General features: G+C 38.3%; 16 protein-coding genes. 14 read left to right on the forward strand and 2 right to left on the reverse strand.

What is annotated here, in order from left to right; genetic code table 11:
* Positions 1 to 116 precede the first annotated feature (116 nt).
* The 10 genes from AC625_RS01105 to AC625_RS01150 all read left to right on the forward strand — a co-directional run bounded on the left by AC625_RS01105 (position 117) and on the right by AC625_RS01150 (position 9,604).
* Positions 117 to 659 (forward strand): helix-turn-helix domain-containing protein, encoded by a 543-nt coding sequence (locus tag AC625_RS01105; protein WP_049679621.1) that lies wholly within the window; start codon positions 117 to 119, stop codon positions 657 to 659.
* A 63-nt stretch (positions 660 to 722) separates the two neighbouring features.
* Positions 723 to 1,832, forward strand: coding sequence for an ABC transporter ATP-binding protein (locus tag AC625_RS01110; RefSeq protein WP_049679622.1), 1,110 nt, complete (start codon positions 723 to 725; stop codon positions 1,830 to 1,832).
* Positions 1,822 to 2,625 (forward strand): ABC transporter permease, encoded by an 804-nt coding sequence (locus AC625_RS01115; protein ID WP_049679623.1) that lies wholly within the window; start codon positions 1,822 to 1,824, stop codon positions 2,623 to 2,625. Before AC625_RS01110 ends, AC625_RS01115 begins: the two co-directional genes overlap by 11 nt.
* 1 nt (position 2,626) lies before the next feature.
* Complete coding sequence (locus AC625_RS01120; protein WP_049679624.1) at positions 2,627 to 3,433, forward strand: ABC transporter permease; 807 nt, start codon at positions 2,627 to 2,629, stop codon at positions 3,431 to 3,433.
* Positions 3,430 to 4,503: an ABC transporter substrate-binding protein gene (locus tag AC625_RS01125; protein ID WP_049679625.1), complete on the forward strand. Its 1,074-nt coding sequence runs from the start codon at positions 3,430 to 3,432 to the stop codon at positions 4,501 to 4,503. The genes AC625_RS01120 and AC625_RS01125 overlap by 4 nt, the downstream gene beginning before the upstream one ends.
* 254 nt (positions 4,504 to 4,757) lie before the next feature.
* Positions 4,758 to 5,651, forward strand: a complete 894-nt coding sequence (locus tag AC625_RS01130; protein WP_049679626.1) for a foldase protein PrsA — start codon at positions 4,758 to 4,760, stop codon at positions 5,649 to 5,651.
* 467 nt (positions 5,652 to 6,118) lie between these two features.
* Positions 6,119 to 6,949, forward strand: coding sequence for an ABC transporter substrate-binding protein (locus AC625_RS01135; RefSeq protein ID WP_049679627.1), 831 nt, complete (start codon positions 6,119 to 6,121; stop codon positions 6,947 to 6,949).
* 62 nt (positions 6,950 to 7,011) lie between these two features.
* On the forward strand, positions 7,012 to 7,674 hold the full coding sequence (locus AC625_RS01140; protein WP_049679628.1) for an amino acid ABC transporter permease: 663 nt from the start codon (positions 7,012 to 7,014) through the stop codon (positions 7,672 to 7,674).
* Positions 7,671 to 8,393 carry an amino acid ABC transporter ATP-binding protein gene (locus tag AC625_RS01145; protein ID WP_049679629.1) on the forward strand — a complete coding sequence of 241 codons (723 nt, stop codon included), beginning with the start codon at positions 7,671 to 7,673 and terminating at the stop codon, positions 8,391 to 8,393. Before AC625_RS01140 ends, AC625_RS01145 begins: the two co-directional genes overlap by 4 nt.
* A gap of 11 nt (positions 8,394 to 8,404) precedes the next feature.
* Positions 8,405 to 9,604 (forward strand): M20 metallopeptidase family protein, encoded by a 1,200-nt coding sequence (locus AC625_RS01150; protein ID WP_049679630.1) that lies wholly within the window; start codon positions 8,405 to 8,407, stop codon positions 9,602 to 9,604.
* 211 nt (positions 9,605 to 9,815) lie between these two features.
* On the opposite strand, the gene AC625_RS01155 is transcribed toward AC625_RS01150, so the two are convergent.
* Positions 9,816 to 11,543 carry an AAA family ATPase gene (locus AC625_RS01155; RefSeq protein ID WP_156187383.1) on the reverse strand — a complete coding sequence of 576 codons (1,728 nt, stop codon included), beginning with the start codon at positions 11,541 to 11,543 and terminating at the stop codon, positions 9,816 to 9,818.
* Positions 11,544 to 11,761: 218 nt separating this feature from the next.
* Here AC625_RS01155 and def point away from each other — a divergent pair, with 218 nt between their 5' ends.
* Positions 11,762 to 12,340 (forward strand): peptide deformylase, encoded by a 579-nt coding sequence (gene def, locus AC625_RS01160; RefSeq protein ID WP_049679631.1) that lies wholly within the window; start codon positions 11,762 to 11,764, stop codon positions 12,338 to 12,340.
* A gap of 81 nt (positions 12,341 to 12,421) precedes the next feature.
* Here def and AC625_RS01165 read toward each other — a convergent pair whose 3' ends face one another.
* On the reverse strand, positions 12,422 to 13,954 hold the full coding sequence (locus AC625_RS01165) for an MDR family MFS transporter (RefSeq protein WP_425415471.1): 1,533 nt from the start codon (positions 13,952 to 13,954) through the stop codon (positions 12,422 to 12,424).
* A gap of 117 nt (positions 13,955 to 14,071) precedes the next feature.
* Between AC625_RS01165 and AC625_RS01170 the strand changes: the two genes are divergently transcribed.
* The 3 genes from AC625_RS01170 (at position 14,072) to AC625_RS01180 (ending at position 16,849) form a co-directional block, all read left to right on the forward strand.
* Positions 14,072 to 14,557, forward strand: coding sequence for a MarR family winged helix-turn-helix transcriptional regulator (locus AC625_RS01170; protein ID WP_053177971.1), 486 nt, complete (start codon positions 14,072 to 14,074; stop codon positions 14,555 to 14,557).
* Positions 14,558 to 14,939: 382 nt separating this feature from the next.
* Positions 14,940 to 15,359, forward strand: coding sequence for a MerR family transcriptional regulator (locus AC625_RS01175; RefSeq protein WP_049679632.1), 420 nt, complete (start codon positions 14,940 to 14,942; stop codon positions 15,357 to 15,359).
* A 185-nt stretch (positions 15,360 to 15,544) separates the two neighbouring features.
* Positions 15,545 to 16,849: a hemolysin family protein gene (locus AC625_RS01180; RefSeq protein WP_049679633.1), complete on the forward strand. Its 1,305-nt coding sequence runs from the start codon at positions 15,545 to 15,547 to the stop codon at positions 16,847 to 16,849.
* Positions 16,850 to 17,701: the final 852 nt, after the last annotated feature.

Raw genomic sequence — 17,701 nt, forward strand, 5'->3', positions numbered from 1 at the left:
AATACTTTAGTGTCTTGGAGTTTACTAAAACTAAACTCTTGGTCAAGGCGATGAAGATCATTAAACAATAACCTTCGTTTAAAACGGTGGCTATGACGAGTCACATGGAGGTAACTATGCAAATTGGAAAAAAGATTAAGAATTTACGTTTAAAAAAAGGGCTAACCCAAGAGGAATTAGGCGAACGCACAGATTTAAGTAAAGGCTATATTTCTCAATTGGAGCGTGATTTGAGTTCCCCTTCTATTGAAACGTTTTTCAATATAATAGAGGTGCTCGGGTGCTCACCGAAGCAATTTTTCGATGAAGAAGAGCGTGTTCAAAAAGTTGTATATGATAAAGATTCACAGACCTTTTTTGCGGAGGTAGAAAAAGGGTATCAGATTAGATGGCTCGTACCGGAATCGAACGAAAAGGAAATGGAACCAATCTATCTGATGTTTAAAGAAAAAGGGGAATTTAAGAAGTTTGAACCATCTCTTTCAGAAACCTTTGGGTATGTATTAAGTGGAAGAGTCACTGTTTATTTAGGAAGCCGCATCTATGTGGCTAAAGCAGGAGAATCTATTTACTTTCATGCTTCTGAGGCTCACCAATTAGTTAATGATGTTGATGGACCAACAGAATTGCTTCTAGTTGTTACAAATTCCTATTTATAAGAAGTCAGCTGTTTGGTGGAACGGATCATACGAATACATGAAGATATTGAGGAGGAGAATATTTTGACAAATGAGTCAATCATTCGTTTCGAACAAGTAACTAAACAATATGATACAGATCCAGCTGTATTGAATAATGTTAGTTTTGAAATCGAACGAGGCAAATTTTATACGCTATTAGGACCTTCTGGTTGCGGAAAAACAACCATTCTACGTTTAATAGCCGGATTTACAGAGGCGACGCAAGGAAAAATTTATTTTAATGGGAAAATTATTAACCGAGTACCGGCTAATAAACGGCAAGTAAATACCGTTTTTCAGGACTATGCTTTATTTCCTCATTTGAATGTTTTTGAAAATGTCGCATTCGGTTTGCGGATTAAGAAAATGAAGAATAGTGAAGTCAATGCAAAGGTTGGAGAAGCATTGAGTTTTGTCAATCTTGCTGGTTATGAAACAAGAGAAATCTCAGAAATGTCAGGTGGACAGCGTCAGCGTGTGGCCATTGCCAGAGCGATTGTAAACGAACCTGAAGTAATCTTGCTGGATGAACCTTTGTCTGCGCTTGATCTGAAGCTGAGAACGGAGATGCAATATGAATTACGAGAATTACAGCAAAGGCTAGGGATTACCTTTATCTTTGTTACTCATGATCAAGAAGAAGCGCTTGCGATGTCAGATGAGATTTTCGTTTTGAATAATGGGAAAATCCAACAAAGCGGGACGCCTACGGATATTTACGATGAGCCAATCAGCCGTTTTGTCGCGGATTTCATTGGGGAATCGAATATTGTTGAAGGAAAAATGATTCGTGATAATCGAGTCGAGTTTACAGGAAAAGAGTTTGAGTGTGTCGATGGTGGATTTAATGAAAATGAGCCAGTGGAGATTGTAATTCGACCAGAGGACTTGGAAATTACCGATGTGAACCGTGGTAAATTACAGGTGCGCGTGGACTCGCAGTTATTCCGCGGCGTTCATTATGAAATTAGCAGCTATGATACAGATGGGAATGAGTGGTTAGTTCATTCTACAAAGAAAGCGACAGTTGGCGATCAAATTGGTCTATACTTTGACCCAGAGGCTATTCATGTTATGCGTTTTGGCGAATCTGAAGAGGAATTTGACAAACGTTTAGAAGCATACACTGATGGAGTGCAAGATGGGAAATAAAGCGAAGTTTAATTTATATTCCATTCCGTACTTTCTGTGGATCGTCTTTTTTGTTATTGCACCAATCTTACTCGTCCTTTATTATTCCTTATTCGATATTGATGGGAACTTTTCACTGGTTAATTATAAGAATTTCTTTACGCCAGTTTACTTAATGATGACGTTGAATTCTTTTTGGTATGCTTTTTTAATAACGTTTTTTTCTTTACTTTTTGCTTATCCGACTGCTTATTTGTTAACGAAGACAAAGCATAAACAGCTATGGTTATTACTGATCATTGTTCCTTCATGGATCAATTTGCTGTTGAAAGCTTATGCGTTTCTTGGCATTTTCGGTACATACGGGGCGGCGAATAAATTTCTAGAAACGATTGGAATTGGTTCTAAACAAATTTTATTTACTGATTTTAGTTTTATTTTTGTATCGGTTTATATTTTTATTCCATTTATGATTTTACCAATCTTTAATGCATTAAATAAGTTGAACCCTACGTTTATGGATGCGGCTAATGATTTAGGAGCATCGACATGGACTACATTCCGCCGTGTCATTTTTCCATTAACATTAGACGGTGTGAAATCAGGCTGTCAGGTTGTCTTCATCCCGGCCCTATCCCTGTTTATGCTAACGCGTTTAATTTCTGGTAACCGCGTGATTACACTAGGTACAGCGATTGAACAGCATTTTCTTGTCATCCAAGATTGGGGAATGGGCTCGACCATTGCGGTCTTTTTAATTATTTTTATGTTCCTGATCATGGCATTGACAGGTGCAAGGAAAAGAGGTGTATAAGATGAAGAAGAAATTGTCACCTGTATCTTCCCTATTTTTAGTGCTTATCTTTTTTATCTTGTATGCACCAATCTTCTTTCTTATTTTTTACTCATTTAACAGCGGCGGTACTATGTTCAACTTTGAAAGCTTTACGCTGGATTGGTATCGCGAATTATTTGGTGATACGCGCTTGTTAATTATTGTTTTGAATACACTTGTGATTGCGTTATTATCTGCTCTAATCTCGACAATTATTGGCGTAATAGGTGCTTTGTATATTCATTCGGTAAAGAAAAGACAAACGAAAAGCACCTTTTTATCATTGAATAGCGTGCTCATCGTCAGCCCGGATGTGATTATTGGTGCATCGTTTTTGATTTTGTTTACGATGGCTGGAATTAAACTTGGCTTTTATTCCGTGTTGTTAGCACATATTGCTTTTAGTGTACCAATCGTCGTCTTAATGGTTCTTCCAAAGCTAATGGAAATGAGTCCGACTTATATTGACGCGGCACGTGATCTTGGAGCAAGCAGCATAGGTGTGCTCACAAAAGTGATCCTACCTTATATTACACCAGGCATATTTGCTGGGTTTTTCATGGCTTTAACTTACTCTCTTGATGATTTTGCAGTTACATTCTTTGTGACAGGAAATGGGTTCTCGACATTATCGGTTGAGATCTACTCATTGGCACGTAGGGGAGTATCTTTGAATATTAATGCTCTGTCTTCCTTACTGTTCCTGTTTACTGTTATTTTGGTCGTTGGCTATTACTTCATCACGAAGCGTAGTACGAAGTCAGGCGGAATGGGGGTTCGCAAATGAAACAATTAGTCCGTGTATTTTTGACGATTATTCTTGTTTCTGTTGTGCTCCTTTATATCACGGATCGATTGAATCGTTCACAAGGGTTGTCAGGTGGCAATACGTTGACGGTCTATAACTGGGGAGACTATATTGCTCCGGATATAATTGATCAGTTTGAAAAAGAAACAGGCATAAAAGTCATCTATGAGACATTTGACTCGAATGAGGCGATGATGACGAAAATCGAACAAGGTGGAACGACGTATGATGTTGCGGTTCCGTCTGAATATATGATTGATAAGATGATTAAGGAAGACTTATTAATTCCGCTTGACCATTCTAAACTGCCGAATCTGAAAAATATTGATGAACGGTTTATGGACTTGCCATTTGATCCTGATAATATATATTCTATTCCGTATTTTTGGGGAACCGTAGGTATTGTTTATAATCCGAAAATGTTGGATGGAATGGAAATAACAAGTTGGAATGATTTGTGGGATCGTAAACTAAAAAACGAAATTCTGTTAATTGATGGCGCGCGAGAAGTAATCGGAATGGGACTTAATAGTTTACATTATTCATTAAATGATACAAATTTAAAGCATTTACAAGAAGCGAAGGCGAAGCTCGATACACTGACTCCAAATATCAAGGCGATTGTCGGTGATGAAAATAAATTGCTTCTAGCAAACCAAGAAGCGGCCATTGGAATTACCTGGTCAGGAGATGCTTCTGAAATTATGTCTGAAAATGAAGACCTTGACTATGTTGTACCAAGTGAGGGGTCTAATTTATGGTTTGATAATATGGTCATACCGAAAACAGTAAAAAATATTGATGGGGCCCATGCCTTCATTAACTTCATGTTAGATGCGAAGGTTTCTGCAAAAAATACGGAGTATGTAAGCTATTCAACGCCAAATAAAGCAGCGCTTGAATACATGCCAAAAGAAATGGTGAATGATGAACGTTTTTATCCATCACTGGCATTAACCGATAAGCTAGAAGTGTATGAGAACCTTGGGAAAAGAAATTTGGCCACTTATAATGAACTTTTCTTAGAGTTTAAAATGCACCGGAAATAATGAGCAAAGAGGGTGCCTTGAAAGTGGATCTGACTAAAGCAGGTTTATGTGTGGCAAATGCTAATTTGAACTGTACTAGGTGTTGAGAGGTCTGTTCCCTTGGTTCTGGGTAGCCCCTTTTTCATTTTGACAAAACATGTGATTGTCACACTTATTTAAAGACTCGTTCATAGTTTCGTCATATTTTCTCGATAAGATGAATGGACAAGAACAAATCACGGAAACGAACGTATTAATGATAAGGGAGAGCGATGATGAAGGAATTCTTTAAAAGTACAAAAACGTATATATGGGTTGTAGCCATTCTAGTTATTGTCGCTGCAGCCGTACTTATTGCCTCTTTTTCAAACAGTGAAGCTGTGGCAGAAGTGGATGGGAATAAGATCAGCAAGGATGAGTTATATGACGCCCTTGTCAGTCAGTATGGAACGACAGTATTAGACACAATAATCACAAATAAATTGGTTGACCTTGAAGCGGAAAAAGCAAAGGTTAAAATTACAGATAAGGAAATTCAAGTAGAGTTAGATAAAATGATAGAGTCATATGGCGGAAAAGATAAGTTCGAAGCACAGCTTACAAGCAGTGGTTTAAAAACTGCAGATATTGAAGATGATATTCGCTCCTATTTAAAGACTGTTAAGCTATTAGAGCCTAGAATCAAGATTACAGATGATGAAATGAAGGAGTATTTCGAAGCTAATAAAGACCAGTATGCGCAAGCTGAACAAGTAGAAGCAAGTCATATTTTAGTGAAGGATGAGGCGACAGCTAAAGAAGTAGCTAAGAAATTAGCTGATGGAGGCGACTTTGCTAAATTAGCAAAGGAATATTCTACGGACACCGCTAACGCTTCCAATGGAGGGAAATTGGGCTATTTCGGAAAAGGGGAAATGGCTCCAGAATTTGAAAGTGCAGCTTTCTCCCTGAAGGTAAATGAAATCAGTGATCCAGTTAAAACAGATTTTGGCTATCATATCATTCAAGTGACCGGTAAAAAGGAAGCAAAAGCAGCGAACTTCGAAGATAGCAAAAAGGACATCAGAGAAGCCCTAAAAACGGAAAAACTGACTGCTGAATTCCCGACATGGCTAGCGGAGCAGAAAAAAGATCATAAAATTAGTAATACATTAATTCCTAATAAATAATAATGAGTTCAATACTCAAAGAAAGAAACGAGCAGAAATTGCTCGTTTTTTTCTTTAGGGTGTTTTAAGTATTGTTGGTTGCTTAGTGTGATATGTATTCTCCACGCCCTTTTTTTTAGGTTTTCGTTCCCATGTTTCAACGGATCAATGCCTTCTCGTTCCTTCGTCACACCTATTCAAGTGGTGGAGGCAGGCCCTTCTAAAGGAATGGAAAAGCGCTATTATTATTCCAATCTATTTAAAACTTATGTACTTTTGATAAACGGAAGTTAGGGTTTTACATAGATTTTACAACCTCCTAGCTTGATTATTTGCCTATATCAGCGAAAAGGTGTCGGAATTTGGTGAAAAAACATCTTGCGTTTTACCTCTCACTTTCGTAAAATGATTTTATCAGAATACTTTATTTCGCTAAATAAATAAAGAGGTAAAGAGATAAAGAGATAAAGACATTTGGGGGGAGAAATATGAAAAAGGTTATTCTATCATTATTCATGGTGGCAATTGCTTTAGTGGTTACAGCGTGCGGCACACAACCTAAAATGCCAGAAAACTCAAAAAGTGGGCAGAGTGAAAAGACAACGAGCGGCGATACCTTAGCTGAAATAAAAGAAAAGGGTGAAATCACCATTGGTTTAGATGATACACTCCCACCTATGGAATATCGCAATGATAAAAATGAGTTGGTAGGTTTTGATATTGAATTTGCTGAAGCACTTGCAAAGGAACTTGGGGTTAAAGTGAAATTTGTCCCATCAGCATGGGATGGAATTATCCCTGGTTTAGATGCGAAACGATTTGACATTATTTTATCTTCCATGAATGCAACAGATGAAAGAAAGAAAAAAGTTGATTTTGTCGAATACTTTGGTGTCGGGCAAATTTTGGCTGTAAAAACAGGAAATCCGTTAAATATCAAATCAGTAGATGACTTGAAAGGAAAGATTGTCGGGGTCCAATTAGGTTCTACAGGTGAAACAGCCGCAAACTCCATTAACGGGATTAAAGAAATAAAAAAATATGATTTGACTACCGATGTATTCAATGACATGGGACTTGGACGTGTAGAGGCTGCTGTTGTAGGGGAAATGATTGGCCGTTATTACATGACGACTAAGCCTGGAGAATTTGAAATTGTGGGCGAAGCATTCCAAGTACAACCTATGGGGATTGCTGTTCGAAAAAATGATAATCAGCTCCGGGACGCCTTAGAAAAAGCAGTGCGTACGGTTGAGGGTAATGGAACGTTAAGTAAAATCAGTGAAAAGTGGTTTGAAAAGGATATTACGAAACAGTAATCAAAAACGGATAAACCGGGTAACCGCTTTATCCGTTTTATTGTAAAAAAGGAGAGAGAGAAATGAACGAGTTTTTATCCTTTGCACTTACATATTTACCTTACTTATTACAGGGGGCATTAGTTACCGTTGAAATCGCGGTAATTGGGGTGATTTTTGGAAGTATATTAGGATTACTAGTTGGACTTGGCCGGGTTTCAAAGAATCCTCTTTTATCACAGTTAAGTAAATTTTTCATTTGGGTAATCCGTGGAACCCCTCTATTATTGCAATTATTTGTCATCCACTTTGCCATTCCATCGGTATTCAGCTCCCTTACGATGCCGCCATTTGTGTCGGCCTGTATCGCGCTATCCATCAATGCAGCTGCCTATATTGCGGAAATTGCCAGAGGAGCGATTCAATCAATCGACAAGGGACAAATGGAAGCAGCAAGATCACTTGGATTAAGTTCGAGTCAATCCATGAGACGCGTCATCATTCCTCAAGCCTTTCGCCGGATGCTGCCGCCTCTAGGAAACGAATTTATTGCTTTAATTAAAGAGTCATCCCTTGTGTCAACCATTGCCTTATATGATTTGTTACGGACAGGCCAACAAATTATCAGCAGTACGTACCGTTATATGGAGATTTTCTTCCTGGTTGGTTTAATCTACTTACTATTAACGACTGTCATGTCCTTTATTATAGGAAAAATTGAGAAAAAAGTAGGTGCATACGAATGATTTCATGTAAAAATGTGGTGAAGACATTTAATCACCTAGAAGTTTTAAAAGGGATAGATTTAGATGTTGCTTCCGGTGAGGTTGTCGTAATTATCGGACCAAGCGGTTCTGGGAAAAGTACGTTTCTCCGCTGCATGAATTGTTTAGAAGTGGCTGATAGTGGGACGATTACCGTTAATGGAAAAACAGTCGAGTCAAAAGAGTCCTCATTAAATAAACTTCGTCAGGACATCGGGATGGTTTTTCAGCAATTTAATTTATTCCCTCATAGGACCGTAATCGGGAATATCATGGAAGCACCTGTCTTGTTAAAAAAAGTGACAAAGGATCAGGCGAAGGAAAAAGGGATGGAACTTCTTAAAAAAGTAGGATTAGAAGACAAAGTAGATGAGTTTCCTAACCGATTATCCGGAGGACAAAAGCAGCGTGTGGCAATTGCTAGAGCATTGGCGATGGAACCAAAAATTATGTTGTTTGATGAACCCACATCTGCCCTTGATCCAGAATTAGTCGGTGAAGTACTAGCAGTCATGAAACAATTGGCAAAAGAAGGGATGACCATGGTGGTCGTCACACATGAAATGGGGTTTGCAAAGGAAGTAGCTGACCGTGTGATCTTTATGGATGGAGGGTATATCGTTGAGCAAGGCTCTCCAGAAGAAATTTTTGGTCAACCAAAGCATGAGAGAACGAAAGAATTTTTAGGACATTTGAAATAGGAGAGTGGATTATGAAACAAGTTTCAAATAAAGAATTTTCCGCCATTCTAGAAGAAAAAGTAGATCATTTATTCCCTCGATTAATTGAAATCAGAAGACATCTCCATATGAATCCTGAAATTAGCAACAAAGAATTTGAAACAACAAAACGCTTAAACGAATGGTTAGAAGAATTCGGAATCTCGCAAATTCCTACTGACTTAAAAACAGGGACAGCGGCAAGGGTGGCTGGAAAACAACAAGGGCCGACCATTGCTTTACGTGCAGATATTGATGCGCTACCAATTCAAGAAGAATCTAATCTGCCGTTTCGTTCCAAAATAGACGGCGTCAGCCATATGTGCGGTCATGATGTCCACACAACGATTGCATTAGGTGCTGCGATTATCTTGCAAGAGCTTAGTGAGACCCTGCCAGGAAATGTCCGTATTTTATTCCAACCAGCAGAAGAAACGGAAGGAGGAGCTGTGTCCCTCATTGAAGCAGGCCTATTAAAAGGTGTAAAGTCCATCATTGGTCTCCATAATTCCCCAGATATTCCTACAGGTACAATGGGGATAAAAGAAGGATTTTTTATGGCAAGCGTGGACGATTTTACCCTTACGATAAAAGGGAAAGGCGGACATGCGGCACTGCCTGAAAGAACCATTGATCCAATCGTGATAGGCAGTGCAGTTGTTACTCAGCTCCAAACGATCGTCAGCCGTAACATCTCCGCTAAAGAAACTGCGGTTGTAAGTATTGGTTCTTTTCAAGCAGGTGCAACCAATAATGTCATCCCAGATCACGCTATTTTAAAAGGGACCGTTAGGACTTCTAATGAAGAAGTTCGACAAAAAATCTATGAGATTTTTACAAAAGTCGTGACAAATACGGTGACAGGACTTGGTGGGGAAGTCGGAGTGGATTACAAATTTTTAATCCCTGCCGTAGTAAATGATGCCAGAGTAACGGAAATTGCGCGCTCAGCTTCAATATCCGTTGTAGGCGAAGCAAATACGCTTCTATCCGATTCAACCATGGGTGGAGAGGATTTTTCATACTATCAAAAAGAAGTACCTGGATGCTATGTATGGCTAGGCTCGAGAAATGAAGAAAAAGGAATCACCTACGACCTGCATCACCCCAAATTTATGGTCGACGAGGAAGCTATCAAAATCGGCGTAAAATGGATGGTCCAAGCTGCTTTTCAATTACTGCAAGACAAATAAGAAAAGCAGAGCGCCCATTTAAAGGCACAGAAGATGGCAACAACATAAACGAGGGAAAATTAACCTACTCTCATCTCAATTAATATTCATTGGGGAGATTGCACACAAAAACACTGTATGAAAGATCGTTTAGGCAATTGACAGAGAAGTAGTCAATTTAATCTAACAATGAAAACCCCACCTAAGCGGTCGTGCCTAGGTGGGATTTTCATCAAACAAGTACTATTTCAGGCCGTTCACTGCTAACAATTTCTTCCACTTCAGATCCTTCAAGCGTTTCTTTCTTTAATAGCGCTTCGACAAGTTCTTCGTATTGTTCGCGGTTACTACTAATAAGCTTTTCGGTTGCTTGAATGGCTTCGTTAAATAATTCCTGCATTCTTTGTTCTTTTTCACCTTTATTGAACGTAAGGGTGAAGCCGTCTTGTAGCATTCCAGTTTCGACCATTTGTTCTAATAGATGTTTTGCTTGTTTGACATCGCCGCTTACACCGATGCTATGTTCACCCAAAAACATCCGCTCTGAAACACCGCCAGCAAGAATCATTTTGACTTGATCAAGTAATTCACTTGTTGTGGCTAAATGCAGTTCTTTGTGAAGCGGTGCAACATAACCGAGTGCATCGCCACGAGGAATGATGGTTGCTTTACGAACAGAACCTGGTTTCGTAATCGTAGCTACTAGGGCATGTCCACTTTCATGAATGGCAACACGTCTTTTGGTTTCAGGATCATTCAATGAACGTGATGTGCTTCCTAAAATCGTACGGTCAATGGCATAATCAAGATCACTTTTCTCAATAAATTCCTGTCCATTACGTAATGCCCGTCTTGAAGCTGTATCGAATAGAGAACTTAAATCTGCACCGGAAAATCCTGAAGTGCTTTCAGCTAACAGATCAAGAGAAAGAAGAACATCTGCTGACAGCTGTTTGCCTTTTGCATGGATATCAATAATTTCTTTCCGGCCTTTCGTATCTGGCAACGGTACTTGGAATGCAAAATCAATCCGTCCAGGGCGAAGGAAGGCGTCGTCTAACATATCCTTCCGGTTTGTAGCGGAGATAAACAAAATTCCATCGTTCGAATGCCCACCATCAAGCTGAACGAGTAGCTCAGTCAATGTTTTTTCTCCTTCTTCACCGCCATGTTCTTTTCGTTTAGCAGCCAGAGCATCTACTTCATCGATAAAAATGACCGCTGGTGTTTGTTTTCTTGCATTTTGGAATAAACTACGAACACGAGAAGCCCCAACACCGACAAACATTTCATTAAAGGCTGAACCGCTTGTAGAAAAGAAATTTGCACCCATTTCTTTAGCGATGGCCTGAGCCAGCAATGTCTTCCCGGTTCCAGGAGGCCCGTATAATAGAATTCCTTTTGGTGCGGTGATTCCTAATTTCTCTGAACGCTCAGGCTCTTTTAAAATGGAAAGTGTTTGTAGAATTTCTTCTTTAATTTCGGTCTGTAATCCGCCGATATCATCAAGAGTAATGGCTGGGAGCGGTTTTGCAGAAGACACGCTATTCTTCATTTTTCCGATACCGATGCCACCTTTTGCTTTTCTTTGTATAATAATGGCGGTTGCCACTAATGCAGCGATTAATCCGCCTAACAACCATAAACTGAATGGGCTAGTTGATGAGAAAGAATACTGAATATTATATGTTTCAACAAGTTTATTTACTAATTGGCTATTTGGAGGTACGTGAGAAATATAACTTCCTTCTGAAGTAGTCAATGTCAAGGTACCATTCTGATTTTCCTTCAACGTTACTAAATCACCATTTTGAGCAGCGATCGTACTTTCGACCGAAGAAAAAGGAATTTCTGTTTTCGATGACTGGTTAACAGCATACAATAAAACACCGGAAATGATCACAAGTAATGCCATAAAGATGGGCAAGAATTTCGAAACGAATCTAGAGTTTGAGTTCAATTTCTCATCTCCCTTTATTATATGAAACTAGTATAGTGAACTAACTACTATTATAAATGGTTCTTTTGAACTATTTATAGTGGAAAATAATGTAATACCCCGTATTGCGGTTTATTTTTCCTAATCGTATCTGCGATGTTAGACAGTCTTAAGTGTGACGTGGTAAAGTGAAAAGGCATGAGACTAGTTCTCAAACAACAATAGAGGAATGGTTATGAATGAATAAATTTAAGAGTGATTATATCATTACAATGGACGATATTGTGAGAGAGGGCGATCCGATATTACGTCAGAATACAGAAGAAGTGAAACTGCCCCTTTCTGCGGAAGACAAAGAAACATTGGAGAGTATGATGCAGTTCCTGAAGAATAGTCAGGATCCAGATACAGCAAAAAAATATCATTTACGTGCTGGAGTAGGGCTGTCTGCGAATCAAATCGGTTTGAATAAACGGATGTTCGTCATGTACTTTACAGACATAAAAGGAACCCTATATGAACATGTACTCGTTAATCCTAAAATTATCAGCCATTCAGCATCAATGGTCTACTTGCCTCAAAGCGAAGGCTGTCTTTCTGTTGACCGTGACATAAGTGGCTACGTGCCAAGATATGAGCGTGTCAAAGTGAAAGCAACGGACTTAACAGGGGAGGGGATCCAACTTCGCTTGAAAGGGTTCCCGGCCATCGTATTCCAGCATGAATTGGACCATTTAAATGGCGTCATGTTCTATGACAGGATTAATGAGAAAAATCCATTTCAACTGCCTGATAACGTGGAGATTACGAGTATTTGAACAACAATCCGTAAAGGTTTGAGGTTTGATACGAAATAATTCTCAAAAATAAAACAAGGCTGTCACAAAGACAGCCTTGTTTTATTTTTGGTTTACAGCCCTTTTTTGAGGAGCTTTAACGCGTGTGTTCCCCATACAGAAAACGGTAATAACTGCTATGCTGATTGGAATAAGTGCCAGCATGAAAATTAAGGTAATCGAATCCGACATGGTTAGTACGATCTTGTTAAGAACAAAGTCTGGGATGTTTGCACGAGCTTCTGATTGGAACAACTCTCGTGTATCTTTAAGATTAGTGAATGTTCCTTCAGCCCCATTCCCCATCCCTTTAAATGAATCAGCTAATTTGCTCGTAAATGCATGATTTTGTATGGCGCCGAAAATGGTGATTCCTAATGTCATGCCAAATGAACGCAAAAATGAATTCGTTGAGGTAGCTGATCCTCGGAAACGCGGCTCTAAATCGTGTATGGATGCTGTTGGTAGTAAAGAAAATGAAAAACCAACTCCAATACCAACAATTGTCATATAAAGGGTGAGTAATCCTCTGCTTGTTTCAGGAGTTAATGTTCCGAGCAAGAACATGCCAACGAAATAAGCGACAACAGAAATAATCATAAGCTTGCGGAAGCTTGCTTTCGTTTGGAAAATTCCGCCGCATGCACTTCCGGCCACAGAACCGAGCATCATCGGCATAAGGATAAGCCCTGCATTTGTGGCTGATCCCCCATATACTGCCTGAACAAAGATCGGAATATATACGGTTAAAATAATAAACGATGCCCCATAAAGAATCGCTAAAAGTTGCGAAGTGGCAAATAATCGTTTTTTGAACATCCAGAAAGAGATGATAGGCTCTTGCGCTCTTTTTTCGAACAAGAAAAAGAGTAACAAGAATACAGCGAAACTAGTAAACAAACCGATAATCTGGATTGAATCCCAGCTATATTTACTACCACCTAGTTCAAGTGCGAACATGAGACTAATTACGGCGATGACAAGTGTTGCAGCTCCGCCCCAATCAATTTTTTGTTCCTGAACTTGTGGAGATTCTTTATAGTAACGTAGTACGAAAAAGAAGGATACTAATCCAATGGGGACGTTCACATAAAAAACCCAGTGCCAACTTACATATTCAGTAATATAAGCGCCTAATAAAGGACCCATAACACTTGATGCCCCAAATACAGCACCGAGCAACCCAGTCATTTTCCCACGTTTTTCAGGTGGGAAAATATCAAATACAATTGTAAAGGCAATCGGCATCAGAGCTCCACCACCAATCCCTTGTATCGCTCTAAAAATACTTAATTGAACCATACTTTGGGCAATTCCGCATAATGCAGATCCGAGTAGAAAAACAATAAGACCAAAAATGAAAAAACGTTTGCGACCATACATGTCGGAAAGTTTACCGAAAATCGGCATCCCGGCCATTGTGGCAACCATATAGGCAGATGTTACCCAGACAAATTTATCAAAGTCGCCTAAATCTGATACGATGGTCCCCATCGCCGTAGCGACAATGGTATTGTCCATCGCCGACATAAAAATCCCCAATAGTAAACCAGCAACAATGAGATTTTGATGTTTATTCTTTTGAATATGAGCCACCAATTAAAAACCCCCTTTTTAATAATGGACCAATGTATTATTTCACTTGAAAAATGTAATAAAAATGGTTATCTTGATAATCGAGATAAAATCAAGTTTAGTGGGAGGTGCCTACCCATGTCAAGGGATAAACTTCAAAAATTAGAGATGCTAGAGAATTTGTCGCAAAGCCTGCACAAATATGGGATGAGAACCGTCTTATTTCAACAAAATATGGCGCAGAAAATGGGCGTTGTTCATACGGATTTAAAGACAGCAGAAATTTTAAATGAAACAGGGCCCATTACTGCAGGTGAACTATCAAGAATTACTGGTCTAAGCTCAGGTTCAGTTACGGCGCTTATTGATAGGCTTGAAAAAACAGGCTATGTAATGAGAGAAAAAGACGAGGAAGATCGCAGGAGAGTCATGATCACCCCGATCCAGAAACGACAACAACAAATAAAAGACCATTTCGTATCATTGGCAGAAGCGACCAAAGAAGCATGCTCGACATATAATAAAGAAGAATTAGCTGTCATTCTTAGTTTTGTGGAAAAAGTAACAAAGATTATGGATCACGAAAACGAAAAATTAATGGTGGAAAGAGAAAATGGTAATTAATCTTTGTAAGTAATTATTTTATAATCATTATAAAATAATATTGATTATAAAACGAAAGATAGTATACTATAAGAAAAGCGAGTAAAGAGGAGGACGTATCATGGCGGTGAAAATTTGTAACACTTGTGGAGCACCCATAAAAAAATTAAAACATTCAGCCTTATGTCAATGTGGTCCTAAGATTCTTATTGGACCCCAAGCTTCTAAAACGAATAAATAAAATCGTTCATTTCAACCGATTATTCTTGCTTAAGGAGAGTCGGTTTTTTATTTTTTAGGAAAATGATGTGCTTCAGTGAAAAATATTTCTCAAAAGCTCATTCATTTTGTAGAATAGAACTATGTTTGAGTGGTTAAATCAAACAAAACCATAACGTGATAGTTGGGAGGTAGTTATGTTGGGAACGAGAGACTAAGAATTGGTGAACTAGCACAATTAGCGAATGTGACAAAGCGCACAGTCGACTATTATACAAATCTCGGATTATTAAAACCAGAACGTTCTGCATCTAATTACCGCTATTATAAATATGGTGAACTTGAACGGTTACGAAAGATTGTTGCTTATAAAAAGAAGCAGTATTCACTTGACCATATCAGGATGATGCTTATCCAAGAATGCGAGTCTAAGATACATGCATCTGAAAAGCAATTAAACGAAAAATTGAATGACCTAAATGTAGAGTTACAAACGGTCATAAGATGGCTTGAAAATGATAAGAAAAAAAACAGCTCATTAAAAAATCAAGTGTCACATGAAAGTGTGACATTAATGCAGTCATTGCTGCTTTTACTTTTGTGAGGTTCAGTGGGTTAAGAAATCGAGATTATGTGTAAATTATATATAAAAATTAGAGATACTTTTACAGGAGGTGCCTGGGATTCAATCGTATTCAAGTGTTTCCTTATTTTGATCGATAGCAAGAAAGTAGAATCAAAAAAGGATTGTTTACCGATTACCCACCCGCATTGGAGATTACCATAAAATTGTTAGCCATAGCACTACTAATTGCTTTAACAGCTTTTTTCGTTGCTTCTGAATTTGCCATTGTCAAAGTGAGAAGTTCACGTATTAACCAATTAATTGAAGAAGGACATAAGAATGCTCTCGCTGCGAAGCGGGTAACGTCTCATCTAGATGAGTATTTATCTGCTTGTCAATTAGGGATTACGGTTACCGCTCTTGGTCTTGGTTGGTTAGGGGAACCGACAGTCGAGGCGCTTTTGCATCCTTTGTTTGAAAAATTGAACGTGGCTGAATCAGCAATAAGCATCTTGTCATTCGCTATTGCCTTCGCCTCAGTAACTTACTTGCACGTCGTTGTTGGTGAATTGGCTCCAAAAACAGTTGCTATTCAGAAAGCTGAGCAAGTTACGCTTACATTTGCTAAACCTTTAATTTGGTTCTACCGTATTATGTATCCTTTTATTTGGGTTCTCAATGGTTCCTCTCGTCTGCTCGTCGGTATGTTCGGAATGAAGCCTGCTTCTGAGAATGAATTAGCCCATTCTGAAGAGGAATTACGCTTGATTTTATCAGAGAGCTACAAAAGCGGTGAAATTAATCAATCTGAATATAAATATGTGAATAAAATCTTTGAATTTGATAATCGAATTGCCAATGAAATCATGGTGCCAAGAACGGAAATGGTAACGATTGAACAAGGAACTTCGCTTCTTGAAGTCATTGAATTAATCCAAGAAGAACAATTTACAAGATACCCAGTAACAGATGGAGATAAAGATAATATTGTTGGAATGGTAAATATTAAACGACTTTATACGGCTACAATAACGGAAGAAAATGTGACGGATTTAAATGTTGATGAATTTATCACTCCAGTTATTCGTGTGCTTGAGACGATACCTATTCATGATTTACTGCTTAAAATGCAAAAAGAACGGATTCATATGGCAATTTTGTCAGATGAATATGGTGGAACGGCAGGTTTAGTAACGGTTGAGGATATTTTAGAAGAGATTGTCGGTGATATCCGTGATGAATTTGATCAGGACGAACGACCAAATATCCAGCAGATCACGGATGAACATTTTGTTTTTGATGCCAAAACATTAATAGGTGATGTCAACTCTACATTAGGAATCCACCTGCCTGAAATGGACATAGACACGATTGGCGGTTGGATTTTAACTGGTAGATATGATGTGGCAGTAGGAGATAAATTAGAATTCGAGGACTATGAATTCACTGTGAAAGAGATGGATGGACATCATGTTCTATATGTAGAAGCCAAACAAATGAGCTCTTCTTCAGTCAATTTAACAAAATAATATGTGAAAACGAGGGTGTCTTATAAGGGGCTGACCTCGTACTCTAAATCAGTATGCAGTGTTTATAGACTAATTTTTTACTGTATTTAGTTGATTAGGGGTCTGGCTCTTTGCTTTTGAGTCACCCCCTTTTTTGTTAAGAAATAAATGATAGTAATGTATATAGAAGAAAAGTGGCAAAAGATTGAATGGAACGATCGTCTCTATTGGTGAATTCGATGTTCATTGTACGAACGGAACCGACTTGTTCAACTAGACTACTGCTAACGTATCGATACTTCTCATGCAAAGGTAAGGATATGGCTGGATTTTGAGGTGTGGATTGAAAGGGGAAATTTTTTTCTATAATAGTAAAGGGGAATAAGATATATTTAAAGACGAATAAATGCATAGTGTGATTTATTTTATAAAAGCTCGCTAGGGGCTGATTAACTTTAAAGTTTCTACTTCAAGATATGTAGAGAGAATAAAATCATTTAATTGACTGTTAGGTTTGATGAATTAATTTGAAATATATATTGACTATAAAGAGAAAAAGGAGTAGTCTATACAAAGTTGCTGATTGAGCAATGACTAAACATTACTATTTTGACTTGGGTAACCAAGTAATAAGACAAATCACTTTTTAGAAAAATGTTGACTTCTTATAAAATGAATGGTAAGATGAATTAGTCGCTGCGAAACACAGCGATTATAAATAACGTTGAAACTTCGCAGAAGTTGACAACTAATCACTAATGTGTTAATCTAATCTTGGGTTAACGATAAATTGCTCTTTGAAAACTGAACAAAACAAAGCGCCAACGTTTAAATTTAAGTGAGTACACACTATAAAAACAAATGAGCAAGTCA

Source organism: Peribacillus loiseleuriae (genome assembly GCF_001183985.1).
Taxonomy (GTDB): domain Bacteria; phylum Bacillota; class Bacilli; order Bacillales; family DSM-1321; genus Peribacillus; species Peribacillus loiseleuriae.

Bases quoted from the DNA above. Each gene is read 5' to 3' on its own strand.
- AC625_RS01130 (WP_049679626.1), top strand. From the start codon at position 4,758: ATGAAGGAATTCTTTAAAAGTACAAAAACGTATATATGGGTTGTAGCC.
- AC625_RS01150 (WP_049679630.1), top strand. From the start codon at position 8,405: ATGAAACAAGTTTCAAATAAAGAATTTTCCGCCATTCTAGAAGAAAAA.
- AC625_RS01145 (WP_049679629.1), top strand. From the start codon at position 7,671: ATGATTTCATGTAAAAATGTGGTGAAGACATTTAATCACCTAGAAGTT.
- AC625_RS01140 (WP_049679628.1), top strand. From the start codon at position 7,012: ATGAACGAGTTTTTATCCTTTGCACTTACATATTTACCTTACTTATTA.
- def (WP_049679631.1), top strand. From the start codon at position 11,762: ATGAATAAATTTAAGAGTGATTATATCATTACAATGGACGATATTGTG.
- AC625_RS01125 (WP_049679625.1), top strand. From the start codon at position 3,430: ATGAAACAATTAGTCCGTGTATTTTTGACGATTATTCTTGTTTCTGTT.
- AC625_RS01105 (WP_049679621.1), top strand. From the start codon at position 117: ATGCAAATTGGAAAAAAGATTAAGAATTTACGTTTAAAAAAAGGGCTA.
- AC625_RS01120 (WP_049679624.1), top strand. From the start codon at position 2,627: ATGAAGAAGAAATTGTCACCTGTATCTTCCCTATTTTTAGTGCTTATC.
- AC625_RS01170 (WP_053177971.1), top strand. From the start codon at position 14,072: ATGTCAAGGGATAAACTTCAAAAATTAGAGATGCTAGAGAATTTGTCG.
- AC625_RS01135 (WP_049679627.1), top strand. From the start codon at position 6,119: ATGAAAAAGGTTATTCTATCATTATTCATGGTGGCAATTGCTTTAGTG.
- AC625_RS01115 (WP_049679623.1), top strand. From the start codon at position 1,822: ATGGGAAATAAAGCGAAGTTTAATTTATATTCCATTCCGTACTTTCTG.